The sequence below is a fragment of the Cryobacterium sp. Y29 genome, from assembly GCF_002929825.1.
GTDB lineage: Bacteria > Actinomycetota > Actinomycetes > Actinomycetales > Microbacteriaceae > Cryobacterium.
In genome coordinates this window covers 221,418-246,908 of the sequence record NZ_PJJN01000036.1, presented here as the reverse complement: position 1 = coordinate 246,908, position 25,491 = coordinate 221,418, and the positions used below count along the sequence as shown (strand labels likewise).

25 protein-coding genes and 1 tRNA gene are annotated in these 25,491 nt (G+C 65.0%); 16 read left to right on the top strand and 10 right to left on the bottom strand.

Annotated elements, in window-relative coordinates; genetic code table 11:
- The first annotated feature begins 100 nt into the window (after positions 1 to 100).
- The 3 genes from CXY74_RS18445 to CXY74_RS14345 are packed head-to-tail and all read left to right on the top strand — an operon-like array spanning position 101 to position 3,506.
- Complete coding sequence (locus CXY74_RS18445) at positions 101 to 1,639, top strand: ATP-binding cassette domain-containing protein (RefSeq protein WP_370446156.1); 1,539 nt, start codon at positions 101 to 103, stop codon at positions 1,637 to 1,639.
- The gene (locus tag CXY74_RS14350) at positions 1,615 to 3,189 is read left to right on the top strand and encodes a hypothetical protein (protein ID WP_146070152.1); all 1,575 of its coding nucleotides are present in this window, start codon (positions 1,615 to 1,617) and stop codon (positions 3,187 to 3,189) included. Before CXY74_RS18445 ends, CXY74_RS14350 begins: the two co-directional genes overlap by 25 nt.
- 32 nt (positions 3,190 to 3,221) lie before the next feature.
- The gene (locus tag CXY74_RS14345) at positions 3,222 to 3,506 is read left to right on the top strand and encodes a DUF3039 domain-containing protein (RefSeq protein WP_104128156.1); all 285 of its coding nucleotides are present in this window, start codon (positions 3,222 to 3,224) and stop codon (positions 3,504 to 3,506) included.
- A gap of 18 nt (positions 3,507 to 3,524) precedes the next feature.
- Here CXY74_RS14345 and CXY74_RS14340 read toward each other — a convergent pair whose 3' ends face one another.
- Positions 3,525 to 4,886, bottom strand: coding sequence for a nicotinate phosphoribosyltransferase (locus tag CXY74_RS14340; protein WP_255409544.1), 1,362 nt, complete (start codon positions 4,884 to 4,886; stop codon positions 3,525 to 3,527).
- Between the two features lie 41 nt (positions 4,887 to 4,927).
- Here CXY74_RS14340 and murI point away from each other — a divergent pair, with 41 nt between their 5' ends.
- The 4 genes from murI to CXY74_RS14320 all read left to right on the top strand — a co-directional run bounded on the left by murI (position 4,928) and on the right by CXY74_RS14320 (position 8,150).
- Positions 4,928 to 5,812: a glutamate racemase gene (gene murI, locus CXY74_RS14335; RefSeq protein WP_104201041.1), complete on the top strand. Its 885-nt coding sequence runs from the start codon at positions 4,928 to 4,930 to the stop codon at positions 5,810 to 5,812.
- Positions 5,809 to 6,543 (top strand): ribonuclease PH, encoded by a 735-nt coding sequence (rph, locus tag CXY74_RS14330; RefSeq protein WP_104201040.1) that lies wholly within the window; start codon positions 5,809 to 5,811, stop codon positions 6,541 to 6,543. Before murI ends, rph begins: the two co-directional genes overlap by 4 nt.
- Before the next feature lie 3 nt (positions 6,544 to 6,546).
- On the top strand, positions 6,547 to 7,140 hold the full coding sequence (gene rdgB, locus CXY74_RS14325; RefSeq protein WP_104201039.1) for an RdgB/HAM1 family non-canonical purine NTP pyrophosphatase: 594 nt from the start codon (positions 6,547 to 6,549) through the stop codon (positions 7,138 to 7,140).
- 101 nt (positions 7,141 to 7,241) lie between these two features.
- A complete protein-coding gene (locus CXY74_RS14320) occupies positions 7,242 to 8,150 on the top strand; it encodes a cation diffusion facilitator family transporter (RefSeq protein ID WP_104201038.1) in 909 nt (302 codons plus the stop codon).
- A 21-nt stretch (positions 8,151 to 8,171) separates the two neighbouring features.
- On the opposite strand, the gene CXY74_RS14315 is transcribed toward CXY74_RS14320, so the two are convergent.
- The 9 genes from CXY74_RS14315 to CXY74_RS14275 form a co-directional block, all read right to left on the bottom strand.
- Positions 8,172 to 8,909, bottom strand: a complete 738-nt coding sequence (locus tag CXY74_RS14315; RefSeq protein WP_104201037.1) for a VTT domain-containing protein — start codon at positions 8,907 to 8,909, stop codon at positions 8,172 to 8,174.
- 309 nt (positions 8,910 to 9,218) lie between these two features.
- A tRNA-Leu gene (locus tag CXY74_RS14310) sits at positions 9,219 to 9,300 on the bottom strand.
- Positions 9,301 to 9,341: 41 nt separating this feature from the next.
- Positions 9,342 to 10,286 (bottom strand): LysR family transcriptional regulator, encoded by a 945-nt coding sequence (locus CXY74_RS14305; RefSeq protein WP_104201036.1) that lies wholly within the window; start codon positions 10,284 to 10,286, stop codon positions 9,342 to 9,344.
- Positions 10,287 to 10,310: 24 nt separating this feature from the next.
- Positions 10,311 to 11,342 (bottom strand): phosphotransferase, encoded by a 1,032-nt coding sequence (locus tag CXY74_RS14300; protein ID WP_104201035.1) that lies wholly within the window; start codon positions 11,340 to 11,342, stop codon positions 10,311 to 10,313.
- Entirely contained in the window at positions 11,339 to 12,610 is a 1,272-nt protein-coding gene (locus tag CXY74_RS14295) for an aminoglycoside phosphotransferase family protein (protein ID WP_104201034.1), read from the bottom strand. Before CXY74_RS14295 ends, CXY74_RS14300 begins: the two co-directional genes overlap by 4 nt.
- Positions 12,607 to 14,415 (bottom strand): ABC transporter ATP-binding protein, encoded by a 1,809-nt coding sequence (locus CXY74_RS14290; protein WP_104201033.1) that lies wholly within the window; start codon positions 14,413 to 14,415, stop codon positions 12,607 to 12,609. The genes CXY74_RS14295 and CXY74_RS14290 overlap by 4 nt, the downstream gene beginning before the upstream one ends.
- Positions 14,412 to 15,647, bottom strand: a complete 1,236-nt coding sequence (locus CXY74_RS14285; RefSeq protein ID WP_104201032.1) for a glycosyltransferase family 4 protein — start codon at positions 15,645 to 15,647, stop codon at positions 14,412 to 14,414. Before CXY74_RS14285 ends, CXY74_RS14290 begins: the two co-directional genes overlap by 4 nt.
- Entirely contained in the window at positions 15,647 to 16,912 is a 1,266-nt protein-coding gene (locus tag CXY74_RS14280) for a glycosyltransferase family 4 protein (RefSeq protein WP_104201031.1), read from the bottom strand. Before CXY74_RS14280 ends, CXY74_RS14285 begins: the two co-directional genes overlap by 1 nt.
- The gene (locus CXY74_RS14275) at positions 16,902 to 18,089 is read right to left on the bottom strand and encodes a glycosyltransferase family protein (protein WP_104201030.1); all 1,188 of its coding nucleotides are present in this window, start codon (positions 18,087 to 18,089) and stop codon (positions 16,902 to 16,904) included. Before CXY74_RS14275 ends, CXY74_RS14280 begins: the two co-directional genes overlap by 11 nt.
- A gap of 320 nt (positions 18,090 to 18,409) precedes the next feature.
- Between CXY74_RS14275 and CXY74_RS14270 the strand changes: the two genes are divergently transcribed.
- The 9 genes from CXY74_RS14270 to CXY74_RS14235 all read left to right on the top strand — a co-directional run bounded on the left by CXY74_RS14270 (position 18,410) and on the right by CXY74_RS14235 (position 25,442).
- A complete protein-coding gene (locus CXY74_RS14270) occupies positions 18,410 to 19,816 on the top strand; it encodes an MFS transporter (protein WP_104201029.1) in 1,407 nt (468 codons plus the stop codon).
- Positions 19,817 to 19,945: 129 nt separating this feature from the next.
- Positions 19,946 to 20,779, top strand: a complete 834-nt coding sequence (locus tag CXY74_RS14265) for a 3-hydroxybutyrate dehydrogenase (protein ID WP_104201028.1) — start codon at positions 19,946 to 19,948, stop codon at positions 20,777 to 20,779.
- 95 nt (positions 20,780 to 20,874) lie between these two features.
- Entirely contained in the window at positions 20,875 to 22,107 is a 1,233-nt protein-coding gene (locus CXY74_RS14260; RefSeq protein WP_104201027.1) for a CpaF family protein, read from the top strand.
- The gene (locus tag CXY74_RS14255; protein ID WP_104201026.1) at positions 22,104 to 22,961 is read left to right on the top strand and encodes a type II secretion system F family protein; all 858 of its coding nucleotides are present in this window, start codon (positions 22,104 to 22,106) and stop codon (positions 22,959 to 22,961) included. The genes CXY74_RS14260 and CXY74_RS14255 overlap by 4 nt, the downstream gene beginning before the upstream one ends.
- Positions 22,962 to 22,974: 13 nt before the next feature.
- Positions 22,975 to 23,907 (top strand): type II secretion system F family protein, encoded by a 933-nt coding sequence (locus CXY74_RS14250; RefSeq protein ID WP_104201025.1) that lies wholly within the window; start codon positions 22,975 to 22,977, stop codon positions 23,905 to 23,907.
- Positions 23,908 to 23,948: 41 nt separating this feature from the next.
- Positions 23,949 to 24,125, top strand: coding sequence for a hypothetical protein (locus CXY74_RS17755; RefSeq protein WP_199183242.1), 177 nt, complete (start codon positions 23,949 to 23,951; stop codon positions 24,123 to 24,125).
- A 9-nt stretch (positions 24,126 to 24,134) separates the two neighbouring features.
- A complete protein-coding gene (locus CXY74_RS14245) occupies positions 24,135 to 24,566 on the top strand; it encodes a TadE/TadG family type IV pilus assembly protein (RefSeq protein ID WP_233193414.1) in 432 nt (143 codons plus the stop codon).
- Complete coding sequence (locus tag CXY74_RS14240) at positions 24,520 to 24,999, top strand: hypothetical protein (protein ID WP_233193413.1); 480 nt, start codon at positions 24,520 to 24,522, stop codon at positions 24,997 to 24,999. Before CXY74_RS14245 ends, CXY74_RS14240 begins: the two co-directional genes overlap by 47 nt.
- Positions 24,996 to 25,442: a pilus assembly protein TadG-related protein gene (locus CXY74_RS14235; protein ID WP_104201023.1), complete on the top strand. Its 447-nt coding sequence runs from the start codon at positions 24,996 to 24,998 to the stop codon at positions 25,440 to 25,442. Before CXY74_RS14240 ends, CXY74_RS14235 begins: the two co-directional genes overlap by 4 nt.
- The last annotated feature ends 49 nt before the right edge of the window (positions 25,443 to 25,491 follow it).

The window sequence follows — 25,491 nt, the reverse complement described above, 5'->3', positions numbered from 1 at the left end:
GTCCATTTCGTGACCCGGCACGGAGCCTACTCACAGGTTGAAACGGCCGCTGCCGTCCCCATCGCGCCCTCCTGTCGGTGGTCCTTGGTAGATTAATGGAGTGACTTTTGTGCCGCCCCATCCTGAACGCGACGACGAGCCTGTCGTGGACCGTTCCGCCGAATCGATGGCACCGCTCGCCGCGGAGTCGACAGGCAGCAAGCCGGCGGCCAGCAAGGCGGCAGCCAGCAAGCCAGCTGTGCGTAAGCCGGCAGTGCGAAAGCCGGCAGTGCGAAAGCCGGCAGTGCCCAAGCCAGCAGCGGTCAAGTCGGCTGACACTCAGGCAGTTCCGGACGAAGACGCAGGTAAGCCAGCTGTGCGCAAGCCTGCAGTGCGAAAGCCGGCAGTGCCCAAGCCAGCAGCCGTCAAGTCGGCTGACACTCAGGCAGTTCCGGACGAAGGCGCAGGTAAGCCAGCCGTGCGTAAGCCAGCTGTGCGTAAGCCAGCGGCGGTCAAGTCGGCTGACACTCAGGCAGTTCCGGACGAAGGCGCAGGAAAGCCAGCAGTGCGTAAGCCAGCAGTGCGCACGTCGACGACGCCGAGAAAACTGACGGCACCAAAATTACCGGACGTTGCCCCGTCGACCCGGGCGACAGAACAGACACTCGCCGAGAACGCAACCGACGAAACCACGCGCCCGTACGCGACCCGCGATGCGCTCGTCGCGAGCGAAACGGAACAGCCACTGGGAACGCCCGTCACGCCGCTGCCCGAACCGAGCATGGATCCACGTCCACGGGAAATGCCCGGGAATACCACACCCCGCATCTCAGAGCCAGCCGCGAAGGCCGTCATTTCTCCGGCGGTGAAGTCGGCAAAGAAGCCCGCTGTCGTTGAAGCTCCAATAGTCATTGCAGCCCGGGGACTCGCGAAGAGATTCGGTCACAATGTTGCGGTCTCCGATCTTGACCTGACCGTGCGAGCCGGTTCGTTCTATGGCATTGTCGGACCGAACGGGGCCGGCAAGACCACGACCCTGTCGATGATCACCGGCCTGTTGCGGCCGAGCGCCGGGAACGTCACGGTGCACGGTATCGACGTCTGGGCTCGGCCGAACGATGCCAAGCGTGTGATGGGCGTTCTGCCCGACCGACTTCGGCTCTTCGACCGCCTCACCGGCGCACAACTCCTGTACTACGCTGGCACCCTGCGCGGCCTCGACAACGACACCGTGCGCAGCAGGTCGGCGGACCTTGCTATGGCTTTCGGCCTCGAGGATGCCCTCAACCGTCTCGTTGCGGACTACTCCGCTGGCATGACGAAGAAGATCGCCCTGGCCTGTGCAATGATTCATTCCCCGCGGGTGCTCGTGCTCGATGAGCCGTTCGAGTCCGTCGACCCGGTTTCTGCGGTCAATGTGACCGAGATTTTGCAGAAATACGTGGCCGCCGGTGGCACTGTCGTGCTGTCCAGCCACGGTATGGACCTGATTCAGCGCGTCTGCGATCATGTTGCCATCATCGTGCAGGGCCGTGTCCTGGCAGCGGGAACCATCGACGAGGTCCGTGGCCCGAAGTCGCTGGAAGATCGGTTCGTCGCGCTCGCCGGCGGGCGCAAGGTCGCGGAGGGCATGGAATGGTTGCACAATTTTTCGGACTGAAACTCCGGTTGCTCGCCAACCTGTTTCGTCGTAGCCCGTGGCAGGTTGTCGGCCTGGTCGTAGGACTGCTCTATGGTCTGAGCGTCTCCATCACACTTCTCGTTGCACTGATCACCCTGCGGTTCGTCGGTGACCCCACACTGATTCGCGATTCGCTCACTGTGGCCGGATCGGCCGTAGCGCTGGGCTTTCTGATCATCCCGATCGTGGTCGGCATCGATGACAGCATGGACCCCCGTAAGTTTGCATTCCTCGGAATTCCGAACCGTTCGTTGTCGCTTGGCCTGGCCGGTTCGGCGCTCATCGGCGTTCCGGCGGTCACCCTGACGATCGTGCTCCTCGGCACCGTGGTCACGTGGTCGCGTGGCATCGGGCAGACTCTGCTCGCTGTCATCTCCGCTGCGCTGATCCTGGCGACCTGCATTCTGCTCTCGCGAGTGAGCGCATCCCTCGCAGCCTTTCTCCTGTCGACCAGACGCTCCCGCGAGTTCACCGGGCTAATCGGTGTTGTCTTGCTGGTCTTGATTTCTCCGCTCGTTGTGGTGCTGTTCAGCACGGACTGGGACCGACATGGCCGCACCCTGCTGGCCACTCTCGCCACGATTCTGGGCTGGACTCCGTTCGGGGCAGCGTGGGCCGTTCCGGGTGACGCCTCCACCGGCGCCTGGGGTGAGGCCATCCTCAAACTGCTTATTGCCGTGGGATCCACCTACGCGCTTTGGCTGATCTGGCAGTTCGTCGTGGCCCGCATGCTGGTATCGCCCGGCCGTGAAGCAGCGGCGAAACAGTATTCCGGGCTGGGGTGGTTCGACCGGCTACCGCACAGTTCCGTTGGCGCTATCGCCGCCCGTACCTTCACTTACTGGGCTCGCGACTCACGGTATTGGGTGTCGCTGATCATGATTCCGATTGTGCCCATCATCGCCATCCTGCCACTGAGTGTCGTCGGCGTGCCGCTGCATTACCTCGCGCTCGTGCCGGTGCCTCTCATGTGCATTTTTCTCGGGTGGACCATGCACAATGACGTTGCCTACGACAGCACAGCAATCTGGCTGCACGTGGCTTCGGGAACGCACGGCCTGGCCGACCGTATCGGCCGGATTCTTCCCGCGCTCATCATGGGCATACCGCTCATCGGCATTGGCTCGGTCATCAGCATTTCGTTCTACGGTGACTGGTCAGTGCTGTTGTCGATGCTGGGCGTGAGCACGTGCATCCTTTTGGCCGGTTTGGGCTTCTCGAGCTACACCTCCACTCGTTTTCCCTACCCGGTCACCAAACCCGGTGACAGCCCGTTCGCCCAGCCGCAGGCCACAGAGACCGCCGCAGGACTGGTGCAGTCGCTCACCTTCACGGGCTCAATCATCGTGGCGCTACCCTCTCTCATCTTCGCCTATCTCGGAATCGTCGAGGATCCGGCCTGGCATCTGCTCGCGCTTGGCGCCGGCGTCGGCCTCGGACTCGTGGCGGTGGTCGTGGGAATCTGGGTCGGTTCCCGTGCCTTCGACCGGCGCGGTCCTGAGATGCTGGCTTCTGCTCAACGGGCCTGACCCGTCGCAGGCAGAGTGCTTAGACTGGTGCTATGACTGAATTTCGTGTGAGCATTGCAGAACCCGGCCAGCCCGGCGGCGGAACGTCCACGCTGGATCGTGAGCTCGAGGAACTGCTGAACCAGGAGCAGATCGAACCCGGCGATCACGAACGTTTTTCGCACTATGTGCCCAAAGACAAGATTCTCGAATCGGCCATTTCGGGCAAACCGGTCAAAGCCCTGTGCGGCAAGAAGTGGCTGCCGGGACGCGACCCGGAAAAATTTCCGGTGTGCCCAACGTGCAAGGCCATCTACGAGAAGATGAAGGCCAAGTAGCGCCTATTCCGCCCGGGCTTATCGATACGAGGTCGGAATAACGGGCTCGCCGCGCCCTAAACGAAAAGCCTCGATTGGTAGTTCCTGCATGACGGATGCGTTGTGCGCGCGGGCGCGCAGCGTTCCGGCTGGTCCCACGTATCGTTCGTCGACGGTGCCGTCACTGATCAACGGAACCAGAAGTGCGCGTTCGAGGCCGCTGCGGGAATCGAAACTGCCGCCGGGGCCGTCACCGAGCAAAATGATCTCTTCCTGGGCGGTACCGGCGGCATCCACTCGACGAAGCGCATTCTTGCGGCCACCGATAGACAGCTTTGCGGTGGAGGTTTTGGCGACGGAGATCCAGTCGTCGCCGTGGCCCTTATGCGCGACGAGCTTGTAAACCAGGCCGGCAGCCGGCTCTCCCGAACCGGTGACCACCGAGGTGCCGATGCCGAAAGCGTCGACCGGGCTGGCCGACAGAGCCGCGATGGCGAACTCGTCGAGGTCGCTCGTGACGGTGATTTTCGTGTTGACGGCGCCGAGAGAATCGAGTTGCGCTCGGGCCGCCGCGACGACTATGGGTAGATCGCCGGAGTCGATGCGAATCGAGCCGAGCTCGGGCCCGGCGATCTTGACCGCCAGTGCGATGCCGGCCGGCACATCGTAGGTGTCCACGAGAAGGGTTGTGGCGGTACCGAAGGCATCCACTTGCGCCTGGAACGCTTCTTCCTCGCTGTCGTGCAGCAAAATGAACGAGTGGGCCGCTGTTCCCATGGTGGGCAGGCCCCATTGGCGGCCGGCTTCGAGGTTGCTCGTCGATGCAAAGCCGGCGATATATGCAGCGCGGGCGGCGGCGACCGCCGAGTGCTCGTTGGTGCGGCGTGATCCCATCTCGGCGATCGGGCGGCCGAGGCTCACGGAGACCATGCGGGCGGCGGCGCTGGCGACCGAGATGTCGTAGTTGAGCACGCTGAGGATAAGGGTCTCCAGAATGACACCCTCGGCGAAGGTGCTCTCGACCAGCAGCAGGGGGGATCCGGGAAAGTACGCTTCGCCCTCCTGGTAGCCCCAGACGTTGCCGGTGAAGGAATAGTCGGCCAGGTAGTCGAGGGTGGGAGTGCGCACGACGGCGTTGTCGGCAAGCCAGGTCAGTTCCTCGGTGGTGAAGCGGAATTGGCGAATCAGCTCGAGCAAGCGGCCGGTACCGGCGACGATTCCGTAGCGCCGGCCAGTGGGCAGCCGGCGGGCGAACGCTTCGAACATGCACTCACGGTCGGCGGTTCCGCTCTGGATAGCGGCGTCGACCATCGTGAGCTCGTACCGATCGGTACGTAAAGCCGGGGTGCGGGCGGCTGGGCCGCCGTATGCTGGCACGGGGTACGTGGGGGACGGGGTCACCCGGCACAGCTTATCCGCTTGTCGGGCTAGGCTTGGTCTCCGTGACGGATGCACCGATTGGTATTTTTGATTCCGGAGTCGGCGGCCTGACCGTCGCCCGGGCGATCAAGGACCAGTTACCCAACGAGTCCATTCTCTACATCGGCGATACGGCCCACTCGCCGTACGGGCCCAAGAAAATAGCGGATGTACGGGGGTTCGCCCTGGACGTACTCGATGATCTCGTGGCGCAAGACGTGAAACTGCTTGTGATCGCGTGTAACACGGCTTCGGCGGCGATGCTGCGTGACGCCCGTGAGCGCTACAGCGTGCCCGTGATCGAGGTCATTCAGCCGGCCGTGCGCCGCGCCGTCGCAACCACGCGCAACCAGCGAGTAGGCGTCATCGGTACCCTCGGGACTGTCAACTCGCGTGCCTACAACGACGCCTTCGCCGCCGCACCCCAGATCACGCTGTTCAGCAAGGCCTGCCCGCGGTTCGTTGAGTTCGTCGAAGCCGGCGTCACGACCGGCGCCGAGGTGCTCGCCGTCGCCGAGGAGTACCTTGCGCCGCTGCGCGCCGCAGGCGTCGACACCCTCGTGCTCGGCTGCACCCACTATCCCTTTTTGCGTGGTGCCATCTCGTATGTGATGGGAGAGAACGTCACCCTGGTCTCGAGTGATACCGAAACAGCCAATGACGTCTACCGGGTACTGGTGAGTCAGGGCCTGGAACGCGCCCGCACGAGCCCGCCCAGCTACCGTTACGAGGCGACCGGCGACAGTGCCGAGGATTTTCTGGCCCTGGCCCATCGTTTGATCGGACCCGAGGTCAGCCGCGTCGACCTGATCGAGACCGGCACACTCAACCTTGCCGAACTGGCAGCATCCAGTCGAAGCGGACCCCCAAATTCCCCCTCTACCCGAATCACTAGGAGCACACCGTGACCGAGACCCTGCGCGCTGATGGGCGCACCAACGACGAACTTCGCCCGATCACGATCGAGCGCGGCTGGAGCGACCAGGCCGAAGGCTCGGCCCTGATCTCATACGGCCGCACCAGGGTACTCTGCACGGCATCGTTCACTAACGGCGTTCCGCGTTGGATGAGCGGCAAGGGTAAGGGCTGGGTCACCGCCGAATATTCGATGCTGCCGCGCTCGACCAACAGCCGCATGGACCGTGAATCGGTCAAGGGCAAGATCGGCGGTCGCACCCATGAGATCAGCCGTTTGATCGGTCGCAGCCTGCGCGCGGTGGTCGATATGAAGGCGCTTGGTGAGAACACACTGGTGCTCGACTGCGACGTGCTGCAGGCCGACGGAGGAACTCGCACCGCGGCCATCACCGGCGCGTACGTCGCGCTCGCCGATGCGCTCGAGTGGGGGCGCACCAAGAAGTTCATCTCGCAGAAGGCGCAGCCACTCATCGACAGCGTCTCGGCCGTGTCTGTCGGCATCATCGGCGGAGTGCCCATGCTCGACCTCGCCTATACCGAAGACGTGCGCGCTGACACCGACATGAACGTCGTCGTAACCGGTCGCGGCAAGTTCGTCGAGGTGCAGGGCACCGCCGAAGCTGCACCGTTCGACCGCAGCGAGCTCGACGTTCTGCTCGACCTCGCCTTGAAGGGCGCCATCACCTTGACCGAATTTCAGACCAGCGCACTGGAGCGCTGAGCGGTGCAGATCGTTCTCGCAACGCACAACGCCCACAAGGTCGAGGAGTTGCGGCGCATCCTGGCCGCGCAGCTGCCTGGCATCGAGGTGCTCGCCTATGACGGCCCCGAACCGGTCGAAGACGGTGTCACTTTTACCGAGAATGCACTGATCAAGGCGCGCGCCGCTGCCGCCCACACCGGGCTCCCGGCAATCGCAGACGACTCGGGAATCTGCGTCGACATTCTCGGCGGGTCACCGGGAATTTTCTCGGCGCGTTGGTCGGGACCGGCCAAGGATGCCGGTGAGAACCTGCGTCTGCTTCTCTGGCAGCTCAGCGACGTTCCCGAGGAGCACCGCGACGCCCACTTCACGTGTGTGGCCGCTCTCGCTCTGCCCGACGGCACCGAGCGGGCCGTGACCGGCGAATGGCCGGGACAGCTTCTGTTCCAACCGGCTGGCGCCAACGGTTTTGGATATGACCCGATCTTTCTGCCCGACGGCTATGCCATTTCGGCGGCCGAGCTTTCGGCCCACGTGAAGAACCAGGTCAGCCATCGGGCGATCGCGTTCGAGGGTCTCGTTCCGGTGCTACGCGAGGTGCTCGGCGCCTCCTGACGCCGCGTCAGATCGAGCCGCCCCCGGATGCTGAGAACGGCATTCATTCCCATCTAGCCTGCGGGCTGGCGAGCGGGTCCGCGCGGCTCTAACGTTGAGCCATGGGTCACGATCACGCGCACGGCTCCGACTCGAACCGGAGGCGACTGACCCTCGTCATTGGCATTGTGTCCGTCGTGCTGCTGCTCGAGGTGATCGGTGCCTGGCTGACCGGATCGCTCGCTCTGCTGGCCGACGCTGGGCACATGCTGTCCGACCTGCTCGGGCTCCTCGTTGCCCTGACGGCCACCGTCATGGCATCACGCCCGGCGACGGACCGGGCCACCTTCGGTTTTCAGCGCACCGAGGTGTTCGGCGCGCTGATCAACGGGTTGATCCTGCTTGGCGTGGCCGGCGTCGTTTCGGTCGCTGCGGTCACTCGACTGATGGCCCCGAGCGAGAGCGCTGTGCTGCCAGCTCCCATGCTCATCGTGGCCATCATCGGTCTGGCAGCGAACATCGCCGGAATGCTGCTGCTTCGTCCGGCGGCTGCCGGGTCGATCAACATGCGCGGCGCCTACCTCGAGGTGCTCGGCGACGCCCTCGGATCCGTTGCCGTGATCGTGGCCGCCATCAGTATTCTGATAACCGGTTTTGCCCAAGCGGATGCCATCGCCTCGCTCGTCATTGCCGCCATGATCGTTCCGCGCGCTTTCGTGCTGTTACGTGACGTCGTGCGCGTGTTCAGCCAGTCCACGCCGGCCGACACCGATATTTCCGAGATTCGGCGCCATCTGCTCGGCACGGATGGCGTGGTCGACGTGCACGATGTGCACGTCTGGGCCATTACCAGCGGTGCGCACGTGTTCACCGCGCATATCGTCGTGGAGGCGACCGTGCTTGCACACGGCACCGACGCTTTGCTCGATGAGCTGTCGGGATGCCTCAGCAAGCATTTCGACGTCGCTCACTCAACCTTTCAGCTGGAACCGACCGAGCACGCTGAGCATGAAGGCCACCAGCACCGCTGAACGAATCAGATGGTGACGGCCTCAGTTCTCATGGCGGCCGGCGTGGTTGGTCTTGAACGTTTCGGGGTCGAGCAGGTGACTGCCCGTGACAGTGGTGGGCTGGGCGCGCAGTCGGCGGGCTTTCACGATTGACTGCACGTAGTGGTATACCGTGGGAATGAGGGTGATGACCACCGCGCTGAGCAAGATCAGGTCGATGTACGTCGTGACGAATTCGGCCACCGGCGGAATGTAGCCGAGAAAGTACCCGCCGAAGGTCAGGCCGGTTCCCCAGAGCAGCGCGCCGATCAGGTTGTACAGCGTGTACTTGCGGTAGTCCATGTGGCCGACGCCCGCCGCGACCGGTGCGAAGGTGCGCACGATCGGCACGAACCGGGCGACGATGACGGCGACACCGCCGAATCGCACGAAGAACGCATTCGTGCGGTCGACGTTTTTGATGCTGAATAGGCCCGACTCCTTGCGTTCAAAGACGCGCGGACCGAATTTATGTCCGATGAGGTAGCCGATTTCACCACCCAGGAACGCGGCAAATCCTATGGCCAGGGCGACCCACCAGATGTCAATCCGGATGACTCCGGCGGCGGGGAACGCGAGCAGGCCGGTGATGATCAGCAGGGTATCGCCCGGAAGAAGGAACCCGACCAGCAGACCGGTCTCGGCAAAGACGATCGCGCAGACGACGAGCAAAGCCCAGGGACCAGCCGACTCAATGATAAGCGTCGGGTCGAGCCAGGGAATCAATGCGGTGTGAATCACGCGGGGAACTCCAGTCGGCGAAGGGCAGACGTTCGGGTAGCGACGGCGGGTGCCGAGTCACACGGTAGCGTCAAATGGTGAGAGAACGCCGGGCCGCCGACCCCTGAAACAGGGGGCTCGTCAGCCAGTTGTGGGGCTGGTCGAGGTTGCGGGCTGCGGCATCCGCGCAGGATACCCGTGCTGAACGCCCCTGCGAAAACGCCCTTACGGCGACAATCAGGCCCTCACCTGACCCGAAAGGAGCCAGCGGTATCCCCGTGGGGGAGCGTGTTGTTCGATGTGCAGTAGAGGGCTGAAGAGTGAACCATGTGCGGGAGAGGGGACTTGAACCCCCACGCTCGAAAGCACAGGATCCTAAATCCTGCGTGTCTGCCAATTCCACCACTCCCGCTGGCGCCTTCCTAGTGTAGTTGTCCAGCTGCGCGGCTGGGTCTAGTTGGCTATGTCCGTCCCTGCAATAACGTTACGGCCGAGCAGCGCCGGCGCATAGGATTCCATTTGCGCGCGGAGCGCCGCGACGAGCGCCGCGACGGCCGGCAGCCGCAATGACTCGGTGCGCAAAACCATCCAGTACGGCAGGCGTTCCTGAAAATCTTCTGGAAGAAGGCGCACCAGGTCTGCATGCTGATCGGCCATGAAGCAGGGCAGAAATCCAATTCCGGCGCCGGCCCGGGTTCCCTCGACGTGCACGAACACGTTGGTGGAGCTGAGCGACTCCCGCATCTGCGGCACGAGCCGCCGGGGGGCATCGAGGTCGTCGACCTGAAGCATGGAATCCACGAAATACACGAGGGGATGCTCGGTCAGCTCGGCAATGGTGGTCGGTGTGCCGTGGGCCTTGAGGTAGCGCCGCGAGGCGTACATTCCGAGGCTGTAATACCCGAGCAGAATCGACTCCGCCCGGTGCACCTGTGGTTCACCCACGACGACTTCGATGTCCAGTCCCGAACGGTGCTGCAGGGCCCGCCGGGTGACGGTGACGATTTCGACGCGCAGGAGCGGATGCCGGCGCTGCAGTATGGCCACGGCCGGGGCAGCGATATAGGCGCTGAAGCCGTCCGTCGCCGACATGCGCACCACCCCGGAGATCTGTTGGGGTTCGGCGTCGGAACCACGCAGTAGGCTGACCGCAGTTTCCACCCCCTCAGCCGCGGTGCGTGCGCGTTCTCCGAGCTCGGTCAGCTCCCAGCCGCCCACGGCGCGGGCCAGGAGACGGCCGTCGAGGGCCTTTTCGAGGGCGGTGATACGCCGGGACACCGTGGTGTGGTTCAGGCCCAGGCTCTCAGCCGCGGTGGTGAATCGGCCGGTGCGTGCGACCGCGAGAAAAATGAGGAGATCATCGGGAGTGGGAGCGGTGCCAGCCGGCGGAAAGGTCATACGCCATTATGCCTAGGCTCCCGGCTACCGGCAGATCTCGGCGCGCAGCACCGCGGCGAGGGCTGCCCATCGGGGTCGGAAGGCGTAGAGGCAGCCCAGACGAAACCACGCTGCAGCTTCGTATGCGTTGACGCGTTCGGGGGCGACGTGAAGCTCGTCGGCGACCGAATCGATCAAGCCCGCGGCGTGCGTGCGGCGCGCGGAGCTGAGAAGCCCCTGGCGCTCGCGAAGCGCCAGGTGCGCGCGCAAGTTGCCCAGGTCGAGAGCGGGCTCCGCATTCGCCGCGGTGTCGAAGTCGATCAGACCGCTACCGTGCAAGGAATCCCACAGAATCTGCTTGTCGTGCAGGTCTCGATGGGCTGGGCGCACTGCGTCGGCTGTTCCAGCGACCAGCCCGGCGGCAACTCGATCTGCGACCTGCACGAGGCGAGGCGACGCGGGTGACGGGTTGAAACTGGTCAGTTTCGCCGCCCACGACCGTACGATGGCCGCTTCGGCGAACGCATCGTGTGTGGGAAGTGACGGATCTGCCGGCGCGGAGCCGATCGAATCCACCCACGCGCTGCGCCAGGCAAACCAGGCGCGAATCCACTCGAGGCCAGCGGCCGGATCCGCTCCGAGATCATGCAGTGAGCGCCCGGGAACAGTGGTGCAGGTGACGACATCTCTCGTCACCGCCACGATGCGCGGCCGGAGGAAAGCGGATGCCAGCCCCTCGACGTTGTGCATGCCCGCCACTGCAGCGGCCGCGCGACCGGGCCGAAAGACCTTCGCGTAATTCGAGCCATCTGCAGAACGCACGACGGCGCGACGGCCGGGGCGGTGTACCACAATCCAACCCGATCGGGCGGTAGCGGCGAGGTCTGGGAGCTGGTCATCGTGGCCGAAGCGGCCGAGGACGGCTCCGCTTGACGGTGTCCAACGGCCACCGCGTACCTGACCGTCGTGTCCGGCCCGCGCCTCGAAGGTCGCTCCGCTGCGACGATCAGGCCAGGCGCGTTCAATCTGCCAGGTGGTTCCGTCGTCGTCGGCGCTGGGGGGCAGTGAGAACATCATCGTTCCAGCACCTGTTCGGCGGCGGTGAGAATGCGTTCGACGTCACCGACCCAGTCTGGGGCCCGATACCGGAACGGATCGATGGCGCGGCTGAGCAGCGCGTGAGCCAGCCAGTCGTTGATCGCATCCGGGTGCAGTTCGCCGCCCGCCCCGACGTAGCCGTCAAACAGGGCCACGGCGAGGTCCGGGCTCCTGAGGATGATGGCGGCCGCGGCGAACGAACCGAGGTCGCGTTCCGGATCCGACCAGCCGACCCGATCAAAATCGATCAAGCGGATCCCGCCGGGTCCGACGAGCACCTGATCGGGCGAGAAGTCACCGTGGGTGAGAACTGGATCGCTGGGCCGGTCCGATGCAGCACGGCGATCGTTGATCGCCTGGGCCAGTCGGTGCGCGCGCTGGGCGAATTCGGGCAGGACGACCGCAATGGCGCCCGCAGCGCGCCCGGATTCGGATTCGGAGCCGGCCAGCGCCTGGTCGGCGTTGCGGGCGCCGATCGCAAACTGGCCGGGTGCCAGGCGGAGGGAATGCAGCGCTGCCAGCGCCTCCCCGGCCGCACCCGCCGCATCCGTGCTTTGGACGGCGGCGAGGTCACCGGTACCCCACCACTGACCGGCGACGACATCACGCAGGCCTCCGGGATGCCATAACCGAACGACCGGGATCCCCTCGGAAGTGAGGTGATCAAGGAATTCAACCTGACGGAATTTCGGGTCGGCACTTGCGCGGTGGGTGCGCGGCGTGACCTTGACGACGAGATCGGTCGCCCCCGACGTGCGCAGGAGCAACCGCCGGTGCGGGTTGTGCCGGAGCAGGGTCGCTGTTTCGGTCAGTTGAGGGCATGCCTGATCGAGCCGGGCGAGAGTGCCGGTGAGCCTGCGGTCAGCTGATGCCGCGCCGTGCACGGTTCCCCGGATGCCCCCCACTCGTGCGGCAGCGGCGTTGCCGCGTCGCGCCTTCACCAGACTCTTGCTCACCTTGCTGTCGTCGACATAGCTGGCGAGCCAGCCGTGGTCACCCCACCGGTCGTGCGGTGCGGCGAAACGGTCACTGGAATAGGTGATCACCACGCTCGATGCTGGCTTGTAGCGGATGCGGGTGACGTGTGCCGGGCGATTGAGTGCAGCGGACAGCTCCTCGTCGTCGTTGAAAACCACTCGGAGCGCCGCCACGCGGGGATCCCGAGAGATCAGATCCTGCTCAGCGGCGTGAGACCTCGCTGTGACGCGGTCATTTGGCAGCGGGCTGGTGCCGGCCGCGATCGTCATGACCGGATCCGAACGGTCGTCTCCTGCTCGGCCAGCCAGTTTGACAGCCGACTGCCGGGTGATTTGAGAAGTTCTGCCGGGGACCCGTCTTCGACGATCCGACCGTCTTCGAGCCACAGCACCCGGTCCGCGCGATGCACGGCGTGGGAAGCGTGGGTGATCGTAATGACCGTTCGACCCCGAGTAAGGGTTTCCATCGAGGCTTCGACGACGCTGCGACCGCTGGGGTCGAGACCGGTCGTTGCCTCGTCGAGGATGACGATGGGGGCATCGCGCAGGACTGCACGAGCGATGGCGATGCGCTGGCGTTGGCCGCCTGACAAGGTGTTGCCACGACCGCCGAGTATCGTCTCAAAGCCGCTCGGAAGGGCGGTGATGAATTCCTCGGCATTCGCAATTCGGGCCGCATCTTCGACTTCGGCGTCGGTCGCGTCCAGGCGACCGTAGCGGATGTTCTCCCGCACGGTCGTGGCGAACAGCACGGAGTCCTGCAGCAGGATCGACACCTGCCCGCGCAGGCTGCGCAGCGTCACCTCCCGCACGTCGGTGCCGTCAATGCGCACGCTGCCGGAGGACGGGTCGACCATGCGCAGGATCAGACCGACCAGGGTGGACTTGCCCGAGCCGGACGGACCGAGCAAGCACACGTTCTGCCCGGCCGGAATCTCGAGCGACAGGCCGGCGAACAACGGCCGGCCGTAGCCGTCCGGGGCGTGCACGTCCTGGAACGTCAACCGGCCCATGCTGTGGTCGAGTGGCCGAGCGGTCGGCGAATCGAATACCTCGATGGGTTCGTCGAGGAGTTCGGCGATGCGTTCGCCCGAGGCGGTGGCCCGCGCGATGCGCCCGGTGTACTTGGCCAGGTCGCGCAGCGGTTTCATGGCGATCTTGAGATACATCATGAACATGACCAGTTCGCCCAGAGTCATCTGCCCGTCGATGACGCGCCATCCGCCTCCGGCGAGCACGAGCGCGGTCGCGACTCCGACGATGATGTCGGTTCGGCGTTCGAGCCCGGCAGCCAGCCGGCGACTTTTGATCCCCTCGCGCAGCGCGGTCTCATTGCCGCTGCGGAAGGCTCCGGAGACGGTGTGCTCTAGACCGTATGCCTGTACCACCCGGATAGCATCGAGCGTTTCGGCCGCGGTATTAGCGAGTGATCCTTCGCCCTTCCTGGTGGTGCGGGAAGCGGAGGTGATGGCACGTGAACTGCGTCGCGACGACAACAGGTACGCTACGGCCGCGCCCACAATGACCAGGGCGAGGAGCGGATCCAACACAACCATGACGATCGCGAGGACGAAGAATGTCAGCACGTTGCCGAAAAGCGGAAGTCCGGCCGTGACGGCGACTTCCTGCAACCGGCCGATGTCTCCGACCAGGCGTTGCACCGTGTCGCCGGACCTGGCGGCGGCGTGGTAGCGCAGGGAGAGTTCCTGAACGTGGGTGAACACCCGCGTACGCAGGTCGGTCGCGACGCGAGACCCGACGAGGGCAAACGCCACCGTGCTCAGATAGCTGCTCGCCGCGCGCCCCGCCGTCAGTGCGACCACGAGTGCTCCGCAGGCGAGCAGGAGCCCAATGGTCGCCTGCGGCGTGGTTGAGCCGGGCGGAAGGGTGGCGCCGAGGCTGGCCGTGACCGAATCGATCACGAATTTCACCGGCCACGGTTCGAGAACGCACAGCGCGACCTCGATCAGCAGCGCGATGAGGCCGCCGGTGACCAGTTTCCAATGCCGTCCGATATGGGGGCGGACGATGCGCAGGCTTTGGCGCAGGGCACTGGGCTCGCGTGAGCGCGTCATCGTCGGCCACCGATCAGCAGCGCGGGTTGCGGTGCGAACGAGGCGGCGGCTCTCAGCTGCGCCTGGTCAGCCGCGCTGAGGTGGTCGAGGATCCGGCCCACTACAGCCCACCAGTCATGCCGCTCGACGGCGAGTGCGCGTGCGGCGCGGCCCAGCCGCACTCGCAGGGCACGATCTTCGCTCACCCGGCCGAGTGCATTTGCGAGGGCTACCTCATCGCCGGGCGGCACGAGCAGCCCGGTGCAGTCGTCGACGATGACGGTGGGAATCTGGCCCACCGCCGAAGCGACCACGGGGAGTCCCGCGGAGAGGTACTCGTAGAGTTTGAGGGGGGAGAAGTACTGATCCTGGCCGGCCGGATACGGTGCGGCGGCCACGTCGAAGCCGGCCAGCAGCTCGGGCACCCGTTCCGGCGCCACGGCCCCGGTGAACTCCACGTCGAGTGGGTAATTCGAAGCCAGCTGGCGCAGCGCCGCCCGTTCTGGCCCATCGCCCACGATGCGCAGGCGCCAGGGTGGTTCGGCGGCGAGCCGACCGGAGTTTGCGCGTGCGGCAGATTCAGCCCGGGCGGTGGCGCGGATCAGTACATCGACGCCGTGCCACGGTTTCAAGGTGCCGATGAAGCCCACGGTGAACCCGGTCGTCACCGACGAGTGTGCTGGGGGCACGATACGCCGGGTGTTCACGCCATTCGCAACGACCGTGATGCGTCGAGGCGATGTTGTGAAGGGTCGAATCCAGGCGGCGACAGGCTCAGAGACGCACACGACAACGGCTGCGGCCGTCACCACCCGCCTGGTGTCGGCACGGGCGCCGGCTTCGTCGACGAGGGTACGATGCGTGCGCTGTTCATCGATGAGCGGGGCGTTGACTTCGAGGATCACGGGGGACCCCGTCGCGCGGGCGATGGCGGCCGAGGCTGTGCTGAACAAGGAGTAGCGCTCGTAGACGAGGTCGCATCCGTCTTCGATCGCGGCGTCGGCAAGGCTCTGCGCGGCGCTGGCGATGGCGCGTTCCCGTTCGGCTGGTGACTCGGTGGCCGCTACCGTGCGCACGACGACGGGGAGGTCGTGCAGGTCAGCCGGTACGTCGCTGCCACGCCGGGTGCAGTACACGGTCACGGGCATATCGCGTTCCCGGAAGGCGCGCACCACTTCCTGCACGTGCACCGAGGAGCCCTTCGTGCCGAAGACGGGAACACCGGGGTCGACACACAGATAGGCGACGCGCATCAGGCCACCGCCATCGGTTCGAGTGACGCCGGTCGGCTCGCATCGGAGTCGGTGTGGGCACACAACTCGCCCAGTACTCGGGCCTGGCGGGCAGAATCGAACGACTCCTCGACCACCCGGCGGGCGTTCCGGGCGAGCCGACCGAGGTTCGCGGCGGGATCAGCGGCTCCGCGCATGGCAGCCACCAGGTCGTCAAGACTGCCGGAGCGGCACAGGATTCCGGTTTCGCCCGCGCGGACGATCTCGGGGATACCCGTCACATCCGTTGAAATGCAGGGAACGCCGAGGGCCATCGCCTCGAGGATGGAGGTGGGAAGCCCATCGGCGTTCCCATCGCCGCCGACGATGCAGGGCGCGACGAACAGGTCAGCGGCGGCCAGCCGCAGGGCCACCTCGGTCTGCGACACCGGGCCGTGCAGCCGCACGATACCGAACAGTCCGAGACGATGGATCTGTTCGCTCAAAGCCCCGGTCAGTTCGCCCCCGCCCACGATGTCCACGGTCAGCGCGACACCGCTATGGTGCAGTGCGTGCGCCGCATCGACCAGCAGGCTGAAGCCCTTTTTCTCGACCAGGCGACCGACAGTGACCACCGCGAGGGGGCCACTGGGTGGTCGGTGCTCGGTGAATGGAAAACGGGCGAGTTCTAGTCCGTTGTAAACCCGGTGCAGTCGTAAGGTCTCGGCCGGGAACCGGCGACGCAGATAATCAAAGTTGTACTCGCTCACCGTCACGGCATGATGGGCCCCGGCCAGTTTCACAGCCAGGTCCGCCGGGTCCACTGACTCGTGGAAGAGATCTTTGGCATGAGCCGTGAATGAGTACGGCACCCCCGTGAGCAGCGACGCCAGGCGGGCCACCGTTGTGGCGACCGAGGCGAAGTGGGCGTGCAGATGGGTGATGCCGTATTCCCTGACGGCGCGGGCCAGGCTGACCGCCTGCACCGCGTCGTCGACATCGGCCAGCAGCAGCTCGTCGAGACAGGCGGACATTGCCGATCCGACGCCGGTCTTGGCCGTGGACTGAAATTCCGCCCAGAGCAGGGAGGTCTTCCACGGCCGGTCGATATAGACGACCGGCGCGGCCACGCGGGCCAGTTCCGCATGAAAGCGAGAATCGACCGGCGGACGCAGGGAGAAGATGACCAGATTCTCACCGGCGGCCTCGCGGGCGAGGATCTCGGACACGACGAACGTCTCCGAGAGCCGAGGGTACATTTTGAGCACGTACCCGATCCGAGGGGATCGGGAATGGTCAGACAGCATGTTGCACCTCCGCGGGTTCGCGAACCCGCTGTTTGGAATTGAGTAGTGCTGCCGCGAGTACGGCGACTGTCTCCAGGCCGTCGAGGTTCACTGTGCTTCGCGGAACGACCCGGCCGACGTTCGCTGCGAACCAGGCCGATAGGAAGGCCGGAGTCGCGGTGTCTGCCGTCACGGTCTCGACGAGTCCGCGGCGGGCCAGTGCTGCGGCGCGAATCGTCTGCTCCTGCCGGCGGGCCTCGCGCGGTACGACCAAGGTGGGCGCAGCGGTCGTCATCACTTCGCTGATCGAGTTGTACCCGCCCATACACACGACGGCGGCAGCCCGGCGGAGCAAGGCGAGGGCATCTGGAACCGAGCGCAGGATGCTCGTGCCCTCGCGTGCCACGGACGTGATCTCGGCATGATGGGCGTCGGGCATCTGTGGGCCCGTCACGACCAAATGTCGGTACCCGGGTGGCGCGATCGCACGGGCTGCAGCCGAGGCGAGACGATGACCGTCGGAACCGCCGCCAACGGTGGTGAGGATGAAGGGCTCGCTGTCACTCGTTACGTGCCCGATCGGCCGTCCGTTGGCGAGGTAGCCGGTATGTACCGCGAGGTTGAGTAGCGAGGACGGGATTTCCCCGGTCTCGAAGGCGTTGTGCACGCGCGGGTCGCCGTACACCCAGAGCGCATCGAACAACCGCCGGATGGCGGTGGCGCCGCCGATAGCCCGCCACTCGGCGAGGGCCACAGCGGGACGGTCGAGCACCTCACGAAGACCAAGCACGATGGCGCACTCGGGCCGGGTTGCGCGCAGGCTCACCAGGGCGCTTTCGAGTTCTCGGCGAGCGCCGAGTGCGTGCCGATCAACGATCAACAGGTCAGGGGCGAACTCGCGCAGGGCGACGCGCAGAATGCTGGCACGAATCGACGTCATGGTGTCGATTCCCAGTGTGAGATGACGCGGGCGGTAGCCGTCAACACCGGTGGTGATGCCGGGCAGCACCAACCAGTCCCAACCGGCGGGAGTGGGGAAGGACGTTGCGGCACTTTGTCCGGTGACCAGAAGTCCGCTCACCGGTTCGTGGATGATGGACGGAAGGTACATCGACAGTGCGTGCGCAATGGCGAGGTTCCGCCGTACGTGTCCCAGCCCGATCGAATCGTGCGAGTACAAAACAATCCTGGTGACCATGGCATTCCTCCCGGGCGTCGACCCTCGTGGTCGTGAGATCAGAGTCCGGCCTGCGCGTGAGGTACGGATGAGTAAACAGTGAGTGAATTCTTAGGAATCGCAGATGAACTGGCCGTGCAGCGCCTGAGTAAATTCGGGACGGACACCCCGCCGAGTCATGATCTGCGATTATGCACATCCGCTCTGTCTTTTTGGTTCTTGTTACCCGCCCGTTGTGCGTGAAGACTCAAACACGTCGTACTTTTGTGAAGGCGACCGATTCTTCACCGCACGCCGCTGCGGCCAAGTACGTGTCATCGACGACACAAAGGAGACAGACAATGAGTGTCAATCAACGCGTGGGGGCTGCCAATTCCGGTCAGGCCGCACGCCCCGCTGGCAGCGAAACCGAAAAATCCGGCCTCAAGAAGATCGTCGCCGCCTCCATGGTGGGAACGGTCGTGGAGTGGTACGAATTCTTCTTGTATGCCACCGCCGCGAGCCTGGTCTTCGGTACGGTCTTCTTTCCGAACGCCGGCAGCGAACTCGACGGCATCATCGCCGCCTTCCTCACCTATGCCGTGGGATTCATCGCCCGGCCGCTCGGTGGCATCGTGTTCGGCCAGATCGGTGACAAACTCGGGCGCAAGCACACCCTGCAGGTGACGATCATCATGGTGGGTGCCGCCACCTTCCTCATGGGCTGTCTGCCCGGCTTCGACACCATCGGTTACTGGGCACCCGCCTTGCTCGTGGCCCTCCGCTTCATTCAGGGTTTCGCTGTTGGTGGCGAATGGGGCGGCGCCGTTCTGCTCGTCGCCGAGCACAGCCCGAACCAGTCCCGTGGCTTCTGGTCGAGCTGGCCGCAGGCCGCCGTGCCGATGGGCAACCTGCTCGCCACTGTGGTGTTGCTCACCATGACGTGGCTCCTTTCGCCCGAGCAGTTCCTCAGCTGGGGCTGGCGTGTGGCCTTCTGGCTCTCCGCGATCATCGTCGTCATCGGCTACTACATTCGCACCCACGTCAGTGAAGCTCCGATCTTTCTCGAGGCCCGCGCGCAGGTCGAAGCCGAGAAGGCCGTCAACTACGGCGTGCTCGAGGTCGTACGCAAGTACCCCAAGGGCATCCTCGGAGCCATGGGCCTGCGGTTCGCCGAAAATATTTTGTACTACATCATCGTGAGCTTCACGATCGTCTACCTGAAGACCGTGCATGAATACGACACCGGCCAGTTGCTGATCGCCCTGCTCATCGCGCACGTCGTGCACTTCATCGTCATTCCCCAGGTTGGTCGTCTCTCCGACCGAGTGGGCCGCAAGCCCGTCTATCTGGCCGGCGCCGTGCTCGGTGCTTCCTGGGCGTTCTTCGCCTTCCCCCTGTTCGACACCCTCAACCCGGTGCTGATCATTCTGGCCGTCACTGTCGGGCTCTGCTTCCATGCCCTCATGTATGCGGGCCAGCCCGCGATCATGAGCGAAATGTTCCCGACCCGGATGCGCTACTCCGGGGTGTCCCTCGGCTACCAGGTCACCTCGATTCTGGCCGGCTCGATGGCGCCGATCGTCGCCTCCGCGCTTTTGCAGCAATACAACAGCTGGGTTCCGGTCGCGATCTACATCATGATCGCCTGCGCCATCACGGTGGTCGCCGTGGTCACCCTCAAGGAGACCGCGGGAGCGTCGTTGCGCGAGGTCGACGCTGTCGACGCCCGCAAACACGGGCTCGAGCCGGTCGCCACCGGTAACTGACCCCGCCCGAACCATTGGGTTAGGAAGCAACCGGGCCAGGCAGCAACGGGGCCAGCGAGGCGACGCACCGGTGGGGCCTCGCCTCCCGAAGACCGGCCCATGCAGTGATCGCGCAACCAAAGGAACATCATGACTGATCTCACCGACACCGACACCGACACCAACGCCGACCGTGTCACCGCCGCTCCCGTTCGCACCAGTGCGCAGCCCCTCGCCGGGCGTCGCGCTCTCGTCACGGGTGGTGCGAGCGGCATCGGCGCCGCCGTCGTTCGGGCGCTCGCTGCCCGCGGCGCGCACGTCGTCGTCGCCGATATCGACACCGCTGGTGCCACCGCCCTGGCCGAGGAGGTCGGTGGGTCAATCTGGATCGTGAACCTCATGGATACCGCCGCCCTCACCGATGCTGCGCTCGCGTCCGCGCTCGCGGGGGTCGACATCCTGGTCAACAATGCTGGCATTCAACGCATCAACCCGATCCAGGACTTCAAGCCAGCCGACTTCCACAACATCCTCACCCTCATGCTGGAGGCACCGTTCCTGCTGATTCGGGCCGTGCTGCCGCAGATGTATGCGGCGAACTTCGGGCGCATCATCAATGTGTCGTCGGTGCACGGCATTCGGGCCTCGCCGTACAAAAGCGCCTATGTGTCGGCCAAGCACGGACTCGAAGGCCTGTCCAAGGTGACCGCGCTCGAGGGCGGCGCGCACGGAGTGACGAGCAATTGCGTCGCTCCCGGCTACGTGCGCACGCCCTTGGTCGAGAAGCAGATCACCGATCAGGCACTCGTGCACGGCATTCCGGTGTCCGAGGTGTTGAGCACGATCATGCTCACCGAGAGCGCGATCAAACGCCTAATTGAACCGGCCGAGGTCGGCTCGCTCGTGGCCTGGCTCGCCTCGGATGACGCCGCCATGGTCACCGGGTCGAGCTACACGATGGATGGCGGCTGGTCGGCCCGCTAAAACGGAGGCGATCATTTTTTGCTGTTCAGAGGAGAAAAAAACAAGCCCTGTGGAGAATCTGCACGAAGAAGTGCAAAAGAGGCCATCATGCGGGAATGACCGAAGCCGTTCGTCTCATCACAGACCAGGTGCGCCAGCGGGTGCGCCGCGAGGGCGTTGACCTCGCGGCCAACAACGCGTTGGTGGAGCAGTACGTGCGCGATGAACTGCGGCGCTACAGCGAGCGGGCGCTCGGCGGGCTCGCACCGATGATCGCCGATGAGCACCAGGCCACCCGCGAGGTCGTGGCCGCGCTCACCGGGTTCGGTGTGCTGCAGCCGTTTCTCGACGATCCGGAGATCGAAGAAATCTGGATCAACGGCCCGGCCCGAGTGTTCGTAGCACGAGACGGGGTGCCCGAACTGACCTCACTGTCACTCGGCGAGCAAGACGTGCGTGACCTGGTCGAGCGGATGCTGCAGGCCTCCGGTCGCCGCGTCGACCTCTCGTCGCCGTTCGTCGATGCCTCGCTACCCGACGGTTCACGGCTGCACGTGGTGATTCCAGATATTACGCGCAAGCACTGGGCGGTGAACATTCGCAAGTTCACCCGGCGCATCCGCGATCTCAACCAGCTGGTCGGCCTCGGCGCGCTCACCCAGCAGGCAGCCGATTTTCTTCGGATCTGCGTGCTGGGTGGGCAGAATATTCTGGTCTCCGGCGCCACCCAGACCGGCAAAACCACGATGCTGAACGCCCTGCTCTCCTCGACCCGGCCGGGCGAACGCATCGTGACCGTGGAGGAGACCTTTGAACTCGACCTGTCGGCCCGTGATGTCGTCGCGATGCAGTGCCGGCAACCGAGTCTGGAGGGAACCGGGGAGATCACCCTGCGCCGGCTGATCAAGGAGTCGCTGCGGATGCGGCCCGACCGGCTCGTGGTGGGCGAGGTGCGCGAGGCGGAAAGTCTCGACCTGCTCATCGCCCTGAACAGCGGGCTGCCCGGAATGTGCTCGATTCACGCCAACAGCGCCAGGGACGCGCTCGCGAAACTCTCAACCCTGCCGCTGCTGGCCGGCCGTAACATTGACTCCTCATTCGTGCTGCCCACCGTGGCGGGCTGCATCGACATCGTGGTGCACTGCGAGATCGATCGCCACGGCCGCAGGCGGGTCACCGAGATCATCGCCCCGAGCGGCCAGTTAGCCGGCGCAACCATCGAGGCGAGCCCACTCTTCCTCTCTCTGCATGGCCACCTCGAGCCGACCGGTTCGCATCCCACCAAGCTCGCCAAGTTTCGCGCAGCGGGCGTCGACCCGGCGCAGGTATTGCGGCAGGGGGCCGCATGACTCTCGCACTGGGGTGCCTGCTCGGGGGTGGTCTCGTCTTGGTTTTCGCACCGTTACTGTGGCCGGCCGGGTCCACGCCCCACCGGACCCGAGTGGGCGAGCGGATGCGGGTGCGCCTGGTTCAAAGCGGGCTGCGTTCCGTTCCGGTGCCGGCATTCCTGACGCTGTCGGTGATCGTCGGTGTGGCATCCGCTGCCCTGGTGCACGGAATCTTCGCGGTGCTCGCGCTCAGCGCTGTCGCCGGTCTGGCCGGGCTGCTGCTGCCCTGGTCGATCGTCTCGTGGCGGGCGGCGGCCAGGCGCCGGGCCAATCGCACGGTGTGGCCTGACGTCGTCGACCATCTGGTGTCGGCACTCCGTTCCGGGCTGGCGTTGCCAGACAGCGTGAGCAGCCTTGCCCAGGCCGGTCCGGTCGCGACCCGCATCGCCTTCGTCCAATTCGAGCGTGAATATCGCGCCACCGGCAATTTCAGCTATTGCGTTGACGAGCTCAAACGTTCCCTCGCCGACCCGGTTGCCGACCGCATTCTCGAGACGCTGCGGATGGCTCGCGAAGTCGGCGGCAGCGACCTCACGGTCGTACTGCGCAGCCTCTCCGCGTGGCTGCGCCAGGATGCTGCGGTGCGGCTCGAGGTGGAAGCCCGCCAGTCGTGGGTCGTGAACGCGGCCCGACTGGGCGTTGCGGCACCGTGGATCATTCTCATTCTGCTCGCCTCCCGGCCCGAAGCGGCCATTGCCTACAACTCACCCGCCGGAATTGTCGTGATCGCGAGCGGCCTTGCCCTATCGGTCATTGCCTATCGAGTGATGATCGCTCTCGGTCGACTTCCGGAGGAACGCCGATGGTTCTCGTAGTCGGCGGGTGCCGATGAGCGCCGCACTCGGCTGGGCCGTGTTGTGCGGAACGGGCCTCGGTGTGGGGTTATGGTCGCTCGTCAGCTTGACGCCGCGGCTGACCAGGCCCCGCCTGATCGACCGCGTGGTGCCCTACATTCTTGATATTTCTCCGGAAGCGCGCCGCATCGTCGCCCGGCGAACGGTGAACCCGATTCCCGTGCTGGGTAGCCTGTTCGCTCCGCTGTTCGGCGCGCTGTCACGGGGGTTGTCGAGTCTTCTCGGCGGCAACGAGACCGTTGCGCGCCGACTCCACCAATCCGGGTCGGTGAAGACGGTCGAGGAGTTTCGTTCCGTGCAACTCGTCTGGGCCTTGCTGGGGTTCGCCGTCGCAACCGTGATCACCATCGTTGTGCTGCCCGAGCTGCTATTGGCCGCCCGTCTTTCGCTTCCGTTCGTGGCAGCGATCGGCGGAGTCGTGCTGCGGGACTGGCTGCTCCACCGGGCCGCCACCGCACGACTGGCTCGTATGCGCAGCGAACTGCCGACCATTCTTGAATTTCTCACCCTGTCGCTATCAGCTGGAGAAGGCATTCTGGATTCGATTCGACGGGTGTCGCTCACGAGCACCGGGGAGCTGTCTCGCGAATTCGCGGGCGTGGTCGCCGATGTTCATACCGGGATCCCCATCGGTTCGGCACTACAGTCGCTGTCGCGCAGCATCCAGTTGCCGGAGGTGACCCGGTTTGTCGACCAGGTCACCGGCGCGTTGGACCGTGGGTCGCCGCTGGCCGAGGTGTTGCGGGCGCAGGCGCAGGATTCCCGCGACCAGACCAAGCGCACGCTGCTCGAGCTGGCAGGCAAGAAAGAAGTTGCGATGCTCGTGCCGCTGGTCTTTCTGATTCTTCCGATGACTGTTCTATTCGCTGTTTTTCCCGGACTCGTTGTGCTGCAGGCCGGGTTCTGACGCTCCACTGCACCATCCACCCCACGAGAAAAGAGAATGTCATGACCCGAATCATGCTCCGCATCAACAGCCTGCTCCGCGATGAAACAGGAGACGTGCCCGGCTGGGTGCTGATCACCCTGATGACAGCCGGGCTGGTTTTGATCATCTGGGGGCTCGCCGGCCCGGCCCTTAGCGGTGTGTTCCAGCAGGCCATGGATCGCGTGAGCAGTTTCTGACCGGTCGACATGCCCCAATTCGGTACGCGGATGCAACGCCTCGCCTCGCTGCGCCGCACCACGTTGCGAGACGAGGAGGGTTCCGCCGTGGCCGAATTCGTCATGGTGGTGTCATTACTGACCTTTCTGACGCTCATGGTCATGCAGCTGGCCCTCGCGCTGCACATTCGCAACACGGTGCTCGACGCCGCGGCTGAAGGCGCCCGTTACGCCGCGCTCGCCGACAGCAGTCTGCCTGCGGGCGCCCAACGCACCCGCGATCTGATCACGACAGCTATTGGAGCGACCTATGCCACCGATGTCGTGGTGCAGTACGGAGTAAGTGCCGGATATCCCACTGTTGAAGTTCGGGTGGTCGCACCGCTGCCCCTTATGGGACTGCTCGGTGTCCCGCATGGATTGGAAGTGGTTGCTCATGCTGCGGTCGAATCGTTGCGGTAGGGGATCGGAGGCGGGTTCGGCTTCGCTCGAATTCATCACGGCGGGCATGATCCTGCTGGTGCCCCTGGTCTATCTGGTGCTCGCGCTGTCCGCCTTGCAGGGAGGTGCGCTCGCCGTCGAGGGAGCAGCCCGGCAGGCGGCCCGAGTCTACGTGCAGGCCCCCGACGAGGTCACCGCGACCGAACGGGCCCGTCGAGCCGTTGCCTTCGCGCTCGAGGATCACGGGCTCGACTCGGGCGACGCCGAAGTGCAGATCGAGTGCGCTGGCGGAACAAGCCGCTGTTTGACCAGCCAAGGGCTCGTGACGGTCACCGTGCGAATCGGCATTGCGCTGCCGTTGGTGCCCGACATGCTCGCACTGAACCAGAGCGCGAGTGTGCCGATGACCGCGGCGTCGACGCAGATGGTGTCCCGATTTGGCGGCCTTGGATGACCAGGCACCGGTCGCCCGCGTTGAACGAAGATGGTTCGACCCTGTTGCTCACTATTTTCTATGGCTTTCTGGCCCTGAGCCTCGTGCTCGTGGCCCTGTCGGCGACGTCGCTTTACCTTGAACATAAGCGGCTGCTCAGCCTCGCCGACGGTGCAGCGCTGGCCGGGTCTGAGGCGTTCACCCTCGACACGGTGCAGGTGGGTGTGGTCGGGCCGAGGCCGCAGCTGAGGTCAATCGACGTGTCGGCTGCGGTCGGTGAGTATCTGCGCCTCGTTCCGCACGCCTCATTCGAGGCGCTCACCGTGACGAGCGCGGCATCCGCTGATGGGCAGAGCGCGTCGGTGACGCTGCGCTCCTGGTGGCGTCCACCCGTGCTGACCCTCGTGGTGCCAGACGGGGTGCCACTCATGGTGACGGTGGTGTCCCGGGCGGTGTTTCATTAGCGGGGGCGCACAAAGTGGCACTGGTAATTTCAGGATAGAAGCGTACGCT

What these genes read in the sequence shown, in the direction of transcription:
- CXY74_RS14350 (WP_146070152.1), top strand. Translation starts at nt 1,615, where the DNA reads ATGGTTGCACAATTTTTCGGACTGAAACTCCGGTTGCTCGCCAACCTG.
- CXY74_RS14345 (WP_104128156.1), top strand. Translation starts at nt 3,222, where the DNA reads ATGACTGAATTTCGTGTGAGCATTGCAGAACCCGGCCAGCCCGGCGGC.
- CXY74_RS14320 (WP_104201038.1), top strand. Translation starts at nt 7,242, where the DNA reads ATGGGTCACGATCACGCGCACGGCTCCGACTCGAACCGGAGGCGACTG.
- CXY74_RS14305 (WP_104201036.1), bottom strand. Translation starts at nt 10,286, where the DNA reads ATGACCTTTCCGCCGGCTGGCACCGCTCCCACTCCCGATGATCTCCTC.
- CXY74_RS14300 (WP_104201035.1), bottom strand. Translation starts at nt 11,342, where the DNA reads ATGATGTTCTCACTGCCCCCCAGCGCCGACGACGACGGAACCACCTGG.
- CXY74_RS14295 (WP_104201034.1), bottom strand. Translation starts at nt 12,610, where the DNA reads ATGACGATCGCGGCCGGCACCAGCCCGCTGCCAAATGACCGCGTCACA.
- CXY74_RS14290 (WP_104201033.1), bottom strand. Translation starts at nt 14,415, where the DNA reads ATGACGCGCTCACGCGAGCCCAGTGCCCTGCGCCAAAGCCTGCGCATC.
- CXY74_RS14285 (WP_104201032.1), bottom strand. Translation starts at nt 15,647, where the DNA reads ATGCGCGTCGCCTATCTGTGTGTCGACCCCGGTGTTCCCGTCTTCGGC.
- CXY74_RS14280 (WP_104201031.1), bottom strand. Translation starts at nt 16,912, where the DNA reads ATGCTGTCTGACCATTCCCGATCCCCTCGGATCGGGTACGTGCTCAAA.
- CXY74_RS14275 (WP_104201030.1), bottom strand. Translation starts at nt 18,089, where the DNA reads ATGGTCACCAGGATTGTTTTGTACTCGCACGATTCGATCGGGCTGGGA.
- CXY74_RS14270 (WP_104201029.1), top strand. Translation starts at nt 18,410, where the DNA reads ATGAGTGTCAATCAACGCGTGGGGGCTGCCAATTCCGGTCAGGCCGCA.
- CXY74_RS14265 (WP_104201028.1), top strand. Translation starts at nt 19,946, where the DNA reads ATGACTGATCTCACCGACACCGACACCGACACCAACGCCGACCGTGTC.
- CXY74_RS14260 (WP_104201027.1), top strand. Translation starts at nt 20,875, where the DNA reads ATGACCGAAGCCGTTCGTCTCATCACAGACCAGGTGCGCCAGCGGGTG.
- CXY74_RS14255 (WP_104201026.1), top strand. Translation starts at nt 22,104, where the DNA reads ATGACTCTCGCACTGGGGTGCCTGCTCGGGGGTGGTCTCGTCTTGGTT.
- CXY74_RS14250 (WP_104201025.1), top strand. Translation starts at nt 22,975, where the DNA reads ATGAGCGCCGCACTCGGCTGGGCCGTGTTGTGCGGAACGGGCCTCGGT.
- CXY74_RS17755 (WP_199183242.1), top strand. Translation starts at nt 23,949, where the DNA reads ATGACCCGAATCATGCTCCGCATCAACAGCCTGCTCCGCGATGAAACA.
- CXY74_RS14245 (WP_233193414.1), top strand. Translation starts at nt 24,135, where the DNA reads ATGCCCCAATTCGGTACGCGGATGCAACGCCTCGCCTCGCTGCGCCGC.
- CXY74_RS14240 (WP_233193413.1), top strand. Translation starts at nt 24,520, where the DNA reads ATGGATTGGAAGTGGTTGCTCATGCTGCGGTCGAATCGTTGCGGTAGG.
- CXY74_RS14235 (WP_104201023.1), top strand. Translation starts at nt 24,996, where the DNA reads ATGACCAGGCACCGGTCGCCCGCGTTGAACGAAGATGGTTCGACCCTG.